Raw genomic sequence first — 9,090 nt, forward strand, 5'->3', positions numbered from 1 at the left:
TCAAAGTTGTGCGTTGACAGGCAATAGGGAGAATAGACCCGTTAGCGCATTCCGGTAAAAACCCGCTTGCGGATCGAAGATATAGGTGCGGCGCGTGCCGTCCTCGACGTCGGTCCAGACGAGCGGAGAGAGGGGCGCACCGATCGAGCGCAGATAGGCGAGTTGCGCCGGGTCGGCGAGCGTGACGTGGTAGCTGGCTTCGGGCGCGATTGCACGTTCGAAGATTTGCGCGACCTGTTCGGCGAGCGCCGGGCTATGGATGACCAGCGTCTGCTCGGTGTTCAGATTGGCCGAGCGCGGATCGAGATTCATCGAGCCGATCACCAGAATCTTGCGGTCGATGACATAGGTTTTTGCGTGCAGGCTGACTCGCGAGCGAGATCCGGTGAGACCGGCGCGCGGCACCTTCTGCTGCGGTTTGAATTCATACAACTCCACGCCCTGTTGCAGCAGCGGCACGCGGAAGGGGCTATAGCCGGCTTGCACGGCCACCGCGTCGGTCGCGGCGAGCGAGTTGGTCAGCACGGCGATGCGTACGCCACGATGCGTCAGTTCGCCGGCTGCTTTGACGCCGGCCTCGTGCGGTACGAAGTAGGGCGAAATGATCAGGAAATCTTTCTGCGCGTCGCGCATCAGCTCGGCCAAGCGCTGCATCGGCGGGCTGACGTAGTCCGGCGACGGATGTTCGATTTTCTCCGGCGAGTCCGCCTTGAATTCGGCCTGCGCCCACGTCAAGCCGAGTTGATCCTGGGCAATCTGTGAAGCGAGCGGTGTAGCGTTCAGCGGCTTCGCATTGTACGGATCGGCGTTGGCGCGCCAGTGCTGGCGTAAATCGTTGCGCGTCTGGTCGAGCTCCTTCGCATCGAACTTCTGTTTGTTCAGCACCCGCAGCGGATAGGCGATGCTGCTGTTCCAGTAGTCGTCGAAACTGGCGGAGACGTCGGCGGCAATCGGGCCGGCGGCGAGTACGTCGAGATCGCGGAACTGCAGCGTTTCGCTGGCGCTGAAATATTCGTCGCCGAGGTTGCGGCCGCCGACGATGGCCAACTGGTTGTCGGCGATCATCGACTTGTTGTGCATGCGGCGCGTGAAATGGCCGATCTGCGTGAACACGTTGGTGGTGCGTTCGAACATGCCTTCCTGCGCGCTGCCGAACGGATTGAAGACGCGGATCTCGATGTTGTCGTGCGAGTTCAGACCCGCCATCGTACGGTCGATGTCCTTGAAGTTCAGATCGTCGACCAGCATGCGCACTCTCACACCGTGGTCGGCCGCGTAGAGCGCGGCGCCGAGCAGCAGCTTGCCGGTGGTGTCCTCGTTGGCGATGTAGTACTGCATGTCGAGGGTTTTCGTCGCCGCGCGCGCGAGCGCAATGCGCATCTGCAAAGCGTCGGTACCGCTGGGCAGTAGCCGGAAACCGGACTCGTTCGGATGCGCGGCTTCGAGCGGCGCGAGGGCTGTGTGAAGCGGCTTTGTTTCAGCGAGGGGTAGTGCGTGGGTGACCTGACGGTCGAATGCGGTGGCGGGAGGTTTGGTGGCGCAAGCGGTCAGAAATGCCGTTGTGCAGCACAGCAGGAAGAAATATCTCGTCGTCCCCTTGGGGGACTTCCTGCGGGGCTTGCTGAGCGCGCACTTGCTGTGCGGTGCGGTCTGACTTTGATTTTGAAGCCACGACACGCTGTTTCTCCGTTGTTTCCAGGCTTCTCATGATGGCAGCGCGTGTGGCTTGTTCACGCTGTCGAGAAATGCATTCTAAGAGGAATCAGGCGTGCAGACAGATGCCGCTAGTCAAAGCAAAAAGCCTTCGACCCGCGGCGCTTGATGATCTGTGACTTGCTTAGCTCATGCCGTCGGTGCAGGCGGCAGGCCGGGCGTGACCGGCACGCGCCGCAGGCTCAGTTTGTGAAAGCGCAGCGTCATCAGCAGCGCAACGCTCGCGAGGCCGGCCGCGAGTCCCCACCACAAACCGCGCGCGCCCAGCCCGAAGTGAAATGCCAGCACGTAACCGGTCGGAAAGCCGATCACCCAGTACCCGAACGTCGCGGCGATCATCGGCACGCGCGTGTCCTTCAGGCCGCGCAGGCAGCCTGAGCCGACCGTCTGCATGCCGTCGACGATCTGGAAGATCGCGGCCACGCCGAGCAGCGAACTCGCCAGTGTGACTGTGGCTGCGTTGGCCGGATCGTCGAGATGCAGGTACAAGCCGACGATCCAGTGCGGCGCGGCGATCAACACGATGCCCGACAGCGTCATGAAGCCGACGCCAAGCGCGAGCGCGACGAAACCTGCGTGGCGCGCGGCGAGCGGCTGCCCTGCGCCGGACCAGTAGCCGACCCGTACATTTGCTGCCTGTCCGATCGCGAGCGGCACCATGAAGGCCACCGAGGCGACGTTCAACGCGATCTGATGGGCCGCCAGTTGCGACTCGCCGAGCAGGCCGACCATCAGGCCGGTGGCGAGGAAGAGGGTCGATTCGACGCCGTAAGTGATCGCGACCGGCCAGCCGATGCCGAACAACTCGCCCATCAACGGCACGTTCGGCCGCGTTGCAACGACGAAGTGTTTATAGCGCGGCCGCAGATGCAACAAGGCCATCAGCACGAGCGCGCTCAGCCACACGGTGATCGAGGTGGCCGCCGCCGAACCGAGAAAGCCGAGGTGGGGCAGTCCGTAAACGCCGTGAATCAGCCCGTAGTTGAGAAAACCGTTGACGAACACGCTGATGATCGACACCCACAGGAGCCGCTTGGCCGCGCCGATGGCCGGCAGGAACGAGCGCATCAGGCCGACGCCGATCAGGCTGCCGAGCGAGCCCCAGCGCAGCACCGCCGCGTATTCGCCGACATTGTGCGCAAGCAGCGAGGGTTCGCCGAACGCCAGCAGGATCGGCGTGGCGAACGACAGCAGGAAGAACGCGGGCACCGACAGCAGTATCGACAACACGAGGCCGGTCCAGTAGATATGCGGCACACGGCCTTCGTCCTGTGCACCGCGCGCATGCGACACGCTCACGCTTACGGAGGTGAGCACGCCTTGCAGCAGCGTGACCACGACGAAGAACAGATTGGCGCCGAGGCCGCCGGCGGCGAGCGCGTCGGGGCCGAGCGATCCGAGCAGGATCGTGTCGGTGACGCCCATCGCCATTTGCGAAAGTTGCGCGATGGCGAGCGGGGCCGCGAGCCGGGCGGTGTCGGCGGCGTGGCGGGTCAGGGTCGGCGGCCGGGCGGCCACCCGGGTGAAGCCGGATTGAGTCATGGAGCGCTTGGAAGCGGAAGGGGCGACAGCGTGGCGTCGGGCGCAAGCCGGACGTAATCAGGACGACCCGCGGGGCTTGCGCGCTGCCGGTGGCGTGGCGAAATGCGGAGGCTCACCGAAAGCGTAGGGCGGCTGTCAGCCGATTGTTTGTCTGTCGAAACTGACAGCTTATTGCTTAGGCGCGGGGATGTCGATGGAGGAGGCACGATTTTGGTGCGTGCGGTCCTCCGAGTTTTCGGACTAACCGCATCAAGCCTCGTGCACCGCGATTCGTGTATCGCCGAGCAGCACGACCTGACCCGCACGGATTTTGCAGGTTTTACGCGTTTCGACGCGGCCGTCGACGGTCACCGCGCCGTCCGCGACCATCATTTTTGCCGACCCGCCGCTGTCCGCGAGCCCCGTTATCTTCAGGAGATTGTGCAGTTCGACGTAGTCGCCGGTCAGTGTGAAATCGAGGTTGGGCATGGCGTTCGCACCTTGAAGCAAAGGGTTCGCATCATAAGCCAGAAGCTTGCCCTGAATGAAAGTCCCTGTGGTGCCGGGCCCCGCTCAGGCAGTTGCAAGCAGATGTTATGTAGTTGTCAGAAAATGAAACGTTCCGTAACACTGGTCGTATGTTACGAACTTCACTCGTAAAGTGCGGGTCTGTAGGAAAGCCTGCTGGATTTTTCCGGCGACGACTAGACCGGGCGAGGCGCGCATGAGGCACACGTCAATGTGCCGCGCCGGATACGGCGCCCGCGTCACAACAACTTTAGAGAGGATTTAGCCATGACCCAGATTCGTACTCTCCTGATCGGTACCGCCCTGACTGCTTTTGCCGCTACCGCTGCGGTCGCGCAGACCGCGCAACCTGCCGCCGGTATGAACGGCCAGGTGCAGGTCCAGACCCAAGGCGCCGATGTCGCGCCCGCAGCACCGGCCGCGCAGGGTGTGCAGTCGGTGACGCCGGCGCCGACGCGTCTGACGGCAGCGGGCTCGACCGATCCGCTGGTCCAGAAGCGCGACGCCGACGCACAGGCTAATGCCGAATACAAGGCGTCGAAGAAGGCGTCCAAGGCGGAGTTGAAGAAACAGCAAAAGGCTGCCAAGTCGCAATACACGGAGCAGGTGCACGACGCCAAGATCAACCAGAAGGCCGACAAGCAGACTGCCAACAATGAAATGAAGATGAACATGCAAGGCCAGACAGCCGATCAGGACAACGGAGCTGACGTCAAGCACTAAGCCTGAGTCCTAACGTAACGGGCGTGGCGGCAAGCTTAGCCGCCGCGCCGAACAAAGTGGCCCGGAGCGCAACTGCGCCCGGGCCATTTTGTTTGTGCGCGGTACGGGAAAAAGGGTCGCTTGTCTCGGATAGTTGTATGGATATACAGTATGCGTCGCCGCGTCAACTCCACCTCAGGCCCGAATCCACTGTGCTCTCCGTCGCTGAATCTCCGTCACTGTCCGATTCCGATTCCGATTCCGGTATCGACACCGCTGCCTGGCTGGCGAAGCTCAACGACGCGCAGCGCGAAGCCGTCGAATACGGCGCCGACAGTCTCAACGCGCCGCCGGGCGCGCTGCTGGTGATCGCCGGGGCCGGCTCCGGCAAGACCAATACGCTGGCGCACCGGGTCGCCAATCTGGTGGTGAAGGGCGCCGATCCGCGCCGTATTCTGTTGCTGACCTTCTCGCGCCGCGCCGCGCTCGAAATGACCCGCCGTGTCACGCGCATCGCCGGCGCGGCGCTCGGTACGCGGGCCGCGCTGGCGCAAGGGCTGACGTGGTCCGGGACCTTCCATAGCATCGGCGCGCGGCTATTGCGCGAATACGCGGACCTGATCGGCCTCGCACCTGCCTTCACGATCAACGACCGTGAGGATTCCGCCGACCTGATGAATCTCGTGCGCCACGAGCTAGGTTTATCGGCGAAAGAGCGGCGCTTTCCGGCCAAGAGCACCTGCTTTGCGATCTACTCGCGCGTGGTGAACACCGGCGCGTCGCTCGCCGATGTGCTCAACAGCGCGTTCCCCTGGTGCCGCGAGTGGGAGGCCGATCTGCGCATGCTGTTCGCCGCGTACGTCGACGCCAAGCAGAAGCAGAGCGTGCTCGACTACGACGACCTGCTGCTCTACTGGTCGCATATGGCCGCCGAGCCGGCGATCGCGGCCGATTTGTCGGCACGCTTCGATCACGTTCTGGTCGACGAGTATCAGGACACCAACCGCTTGCAGGCGTCGATCCTGCTCGCGCTGAAACCTGATGGCCGAGGCCTGACCGTGGTCGGCGACGACGCCCAGTCGATCTATTCGTTTCGCGGCGCGACCGTGCGCAACATTCTCGACTTCCCGGCGCACTTCGATCCGCCCGCGAGGCAAATCACGCTCGAGCGCAATTACCGCTCGACCGGGCCGATTCTGGCGGCGTCGAATGCGGTGATCGAGCTTGCCAGCGAGCGCTACACGAAGAATCTGTGGACCGACAAGGCCTCGGCGCAGCGCCCGCGGCTGGTGGCGGTGGCCGACGAAGCGGATCAGGCTCGCTACATCGTCGAACAGGTGCTCGAAGCGCGCGAGCAGGGCATGAAGCTCAAGTCACAGGCGGTGCTGTTTCGCGCCGCGCATCACAGCGCCGCGCTCGAAATCGAACTGACCCGGCGCAACATTCCGTTCGTGAAGTTCGGCGGCCTGAAGTTTCTCGACTCCGTGCACGTCAAGGATGTGCTCGCCGTGCTGCGCTGGGCGGAGAATCCGCGCGACCGTGTCGCGGGTTTTCGCGTCGTGCAATTGCTGCCGGGCATCGGTCCCGCCACCGCCGCGAAGGTGCTGGACGAGGTTGTGGCCTGGGCGGGCGGCGGCAATCCGGCCGATCTCACCCATAGCGCCGGTGGCGCGCTGGCCGCCTTTGCGCCGCCCGCTCGTGCGCAGGAAGACTGGCATCCGTTCGTCAAGCTGATGTCGAGCGTGTACGGGCGCCAGACGCCGTGGCCGGCCGAGTTCGAAATGGTGCGGCGCTGGTACGAGCCGCATCTCGAGCGCAATCACGAGGACGCGGCGATCCGCCATGCGGACGTGCTGCAAATGGAAAGCATCGCGGGCACGTACCCGTCTCGCGAGCGTTTCCTGACCGAATTGACGCTCGATCCGCCCGACGCCACCAGCGACGAATCCGGCGTGCCGCTGATCGACGAGGACTACCTGATCCTGTCCACGATCCGTTCGGCGAAAGGGCAGGAGTGGCGCAACGTGTTCGTATTGAATGGCGTCGACGGTTGCATTCCGTCCGATCTCGGCACCGGCAGCGAAGAGGAAATCGACGAAGAGCGCCGCCTGCTTTACGTGGCGATGACGCGCGCGAAGGAAGACCTGCATATCGTCGTGCCGCAGCGCTTTTACGTGCACAACCAGACTCACATGGGCGACCGTCACGTGTGGGCATCGCGCACACGGTTCATTCCGGCGCATCTGATGCCCTTGTTCGACGCGTACGCCTGGCCGCGCGTGCCGGTGCCGAGCGCGCCGACAGCGGCGGGGCTGGCCGCGGCGGCGCAGGCGAAGATCGAGATTGGGGCCAAACTCAGGAAGATGTGGGATTGAAGCTGCTTTTAACGCGACTGCCGTTGTTGTTGCTGTTGCGGCGCCGGACGCGGTGGCACAAAGAAATTGCGCAGCCATGCGGCGAGGCGTGAGAACACGTCATACGGTTCTTCGACGAAAATCTCCGGCTTCAGCAAGCGCAGGTACTCCATGATCTGCTGCGCTTCCTGCTTCTGGAACGAGCCGTGCGAAATACCCAGGCGCAACAGGCCACGCAGTTCGCCGAGCTTTTCGCGCGCGGTGCTGCCCACGCCGGTTTCGCACGCCACTTTGGCTTCGTAGACGCGTTGACGCAGCGATTCCACGAGACGCCAGGCCGGAGTCTGCATGGTTTCCTCGAGCGCCTGGATGTCTTGCGCCGCACCCTTGATCTGCGCCGCGAGCGGATCGATCAGCGCTGCGTCGCCTTCCGCTTCCTTGACGATGGCCGCCGCCCAGTCGCGGCACTGCTTGGCCAGCTCTTCCGGCGTCCATTCCGAACGGGTCGCAAAGCCGAAGCCGAATTCCTCCGCCTGCCGCATCAGAATCGCGACGACGTCCGGGAATTCCTTGTCCAGCGTGCGCTTCGCCCACGCGTACTGGCCGCCTTGCAACATCCGCTGAACCGCGTGTTCTGTCAGCGGCACCATATTGTCGAGCAGCTTGGCGCGCAAAAAGTCCTCAAACGACGGGGTCGCGAACTGCGGATCGAGCTTCAGCGAAACCCGCAGAAAAGCGTCGAAGTCCTTGCGCAGCGTCGCAATGGTCTCGTCTTTGAGCGTGAGGGTGATTTGACCCATGTGTTATCCCGTTTGGTCCTGCCGCGCGGCCTCGTCATGTCGCCCGATCGCATCCGGGCCCAGTGAGACGCGACGCCAAATGCCGGCGCGGTTGATTCCTGCCTGTTGCCGCGTAACCAGCGGGATGCATCCCGATGAGCGGACCTCGACTTCATATCGGCGGAATTAAGGGAAACTTAAGGGTGCGCGAGGTTTTGGCGGCGGCTTTAGAGAGATGCGTCGCCTGTGAGGGCAGTGCGCGATGTGAGCCTCGGATCGTGCCTCGAACTGCGCCTATTTGAGCACAACGCCTTGCCAGACAAAAAAGACCGTCAGGCCGACTGCGATGGTCAGGAGCGGCCGTCGCGTCAGCGCGCTGACCAGGATGGCCGCCAGCGCCCCGACCAGTTGCGGATTGCGCCAGGTCAATTCGGCACTGGTGCCGTGAGGCGAGACCGCCATCGGGACGATGATCGCGGTCAGCACGGTAACGGGTACGAAGCCGAGCGCGGTGCGCAAGAGCGGCGGAAATACCAGCCGGTCGCCGAGCACGAAGACGGCGGCGCGGATCACCCACGTAATGACGGCCATGCCGAGGATCAGAACGACGTAATTCATCGCGATGCCTCCATGGTTTCCTGCGAGGTTTTCCGCGGGGCTTCCCGCAGGGCCTCCTGCCGGGTTTCGCGCGAAGCTTCTCGCGAGGATTCGCGATTCCCCCGCGTGCCTCGTCCAAGTCGTGGCGCTGACAGCAATACGCCGATCACGACGCCCGCGAACACCGCGCCGAGCAGGCCGAGCTTGTACGGCCACGCTTGCCAGAAGAAGGCCAGCGTCCCGGCGGTGACAGCCGCCGCGATATAGCGCAGCGCGACGAGCTGCGGCACGACGATCGCGATGAAGGTGGCGACCATCGCGAAATCGAGCCCGAGCGACTGCAGGCCGGGAAAGGCGGCGCCGAACAGCAGGCCGGCGACGGTCCAGAGCTGCCAGTTCAGGTACATGGCCAGACCCGCGCCAAAGAAGTAGTGCGGGCCGACCGTGCCGGGCTCCCGATGCCGGTAATGTTCCCACGCGACCGCGAAGACTTCGTCGGTGAGCAGCGCGCCTAGTGCCCAGCGCCAGCGTGTGGACAGATGCGCGACGTGCGGCGCGAGCGTCGCGCTATACAGCACGTGGCGCAGGTTGACGACGAGCGTGGTCGCCCAGATCACCGCAAAACTCGCGTGGCCGGCGATCAGCCCCAGCGCGATGAATTGCGCGGAGCCGGCGAACACGACGAGCGACATCAACTGCCCGTGCCATAGATGCAGCGGACCCGACGCGACGAGGGTGCCGAAGATCACGCCGAAGGGCGCCGCGCCGACCATCATCGGGATGATGTCGCGCGCGCCGGCGGTGAATTCTTTTAAGTGGCCTGTGCTTGGGGGCTGGCCGGGGGTGGAATGGGTCAATCTTGCCTCCTGGATTCGGGAAGCATAGCGGGCGGGGTT

The 9,090-nt window shown here is 63.9% G+C and carries 8 protein-coding genes; 2 read left to right on the forward strand and 6 right to left on the reverse strand.

Annotated features, from left to right (window positions below):
• The 3 genes from GNZ13_RS18375 to GNZ13_RS18385 form a co-directional block, all read right to left on the reverse strand.
• Positions 1 to 1,677, reverse strand: coding sequence for a phospholipase D family protein (locus tag GNZ13_RS18375; RefSeq protein ID WP_172166903.1), 1,677 nt, complete (start codon positions 1,675 to 1,677; stop codon positions 1 to 3).
• Positions 1,678 to 1,842: 165 nt separating this feature from the next.
• Positions 1,843 to 3,255: an MATE family efflux transporter gene (locus tag GNZ13_RS18380; RefSeq protein ID WP_172166904.1), complete on the reverse strand. Its 1,413-nt coding sequence runs from the start codon at positions 3,253 to 3,255 to the stop codon at positions 1,843 to 1,845.
• Between the two features lie 249 nt (positions 3,256 to 3,504).
• Positions 3,505 to 3,723, reverse strand: a complete 219-nt coding sequence (locus tag GNZ13_RS18385; protein ID WP_011489423.1) for an RNA-binding S4 domain-containing protein — start codon at positions 3,721 to 3,723, stop codon at positions 3,505 to 3,507.
• A gap of 306 nt (positions 3,724 to 4,029) precedes the next feature.
• On the opposite strand from GNZ13_RS18385, the gene GNZ13_RS18390 reads away from it, so the two are divergent.
• Positions 4,030 to 4,485, forward strand: coding sequence for a hypothetical protein (locus GNZ13_RS18390; protein WP_172166906.1), 456 nt, complete (start codon positions 4,030 to 4,032; stop codon positions 4,483 to 4,485).
• Positions 4,486 to 4,622: 137 nt separating this feature from the next.
• Positions 4,623 to 6,839 carry an ATP-dependent helicase gene (locus GNZ13_RS18395; protein ID WP_172166908.1) on the forward strand — a complete coding sequence of 739 codons (2,217 nt, stop codon included), beginning with the start codon at positions 4,623 to 4,625 and terminating at the stop codon, positions 6,837 to 6,839.
• An 8-nt stretch (positions 6,840 to 6,847) separates the two neighbouring features.
• On the opposite strand, the gene GNZ13_RS18400 is transcribed toward GNZ13_RS18395, so the two are convergent.
• From GNZ13_RS18400 to GNZ13_RS18410, 3 genes are all read right to left on the reverse strand, one after another.
• Positions 6,848 to 7,618 carry a DUF4088 family protein gene (locus GNZ13_RS18400; RefSeq protein ID WP_172166910.1) on the reverse strand — a complete coding sequence of 257 codons (771 nt, stop codon included), beginning with the start codon at positions 7,616 to 7,618 and terminating at the stop codon, positions 6,848 to 6,850.
• A gap of 273 nt (positions 7,619 to 7,891) precedes the next feature.
• The gene (locus tag GNZ13_RS18405; protein WP_172166912.1) at positions 7,892 to 8,215 is read right to left on the reverse strand and encodes an AzlD domain-containing protein; all 324 of its coding nucleotides are present in this window, start codon (positions 8,213 to 8,215) and stop codon (positions 7,892 to 7,894) included.
• The gene (locus GNZ13_RS18410) at positions 8,212 to 8,970 is read right to left on the reverse strand and encodes an AzlC family ABC transporter permease (protein ID WP_236002071.1); all 759 of its coding nucleotides are present in this window, start codon (positions 8,968 to 8,970) and stop codon (positions 8,212 to 8,214) included. Before GNZ13_RS18410 ends, GNZ13_RS18405 begins: the two co-directional genes overlap by 4 nt.
• Positions 8,971 to 9,090: the final 120 nt, after the last annotated feature.

This window comes from Paraburkholderia elongata (assembly GCF_013177735.1).
In the GTDB taxonomy this organism is placed as follows: domain Bacteria; phylum Pseudomonadota; class Gammaproteobacteria; order Burkholderiales; family Burkholderiaceae; genus Paraburkholderia; species Paraburkholderia elongata.

Excerpts from the sequence above, each read along its gene's own strand:
- GNZ13_RS18380 (WP_172166904.1), bottom strand. The coding sequence starts at position 3,255 with ATGACTCAATCCGGCTTCACCCGGGTGGCCGCCCGGCCGCCGACCCTG.
- GNZ13_RS18385 (WP_011489423.1), bottom strand. The coding sequence starts at position 3,723 with ATGCCCAACCTCGATTTCACACTGACCGGCGACTACGTCGAACTGCAC.
- GNZ13_RS18390 (WP_172166906.1), top strand. The coding sequence starts at position 4,030 with ATGACCCAGATTCGTACTCTCCTGATCGGTACCGCCCTGACTGCTTTT.
- GNZ13_RS18395 (WP_172166908.1), top strand. The coding sequence starts at position 4,623 with ATGGATATACAGTATGCGTCGCCGCGTCAACTCCACCTCAGGCCCGAA.
- GNZ13_RS18400 (WP_172166910.1), bottom strand. The coding sequence starts at position 7,618 with ATGGGTCAAATCACCCTCACGCTCAAAGACGAGACCATTGCGACGCTG.
- GNZ13_RS18405 (WP_172166912.1), bottom strand. The coding sequence starts at position 8,215 with ATGAATTACGTCGTTCTGATCCTCGGCATGGCCGTCATTACGTGGGTG.
- GNZ13_RS18410 (WP_236002071.1), bottom strand. The coding sequence starts at position 8,970 with ATGATGGTCGGCGCGGCGCCCTTCGGCGTGATCTTCGGCACCCTCGTC.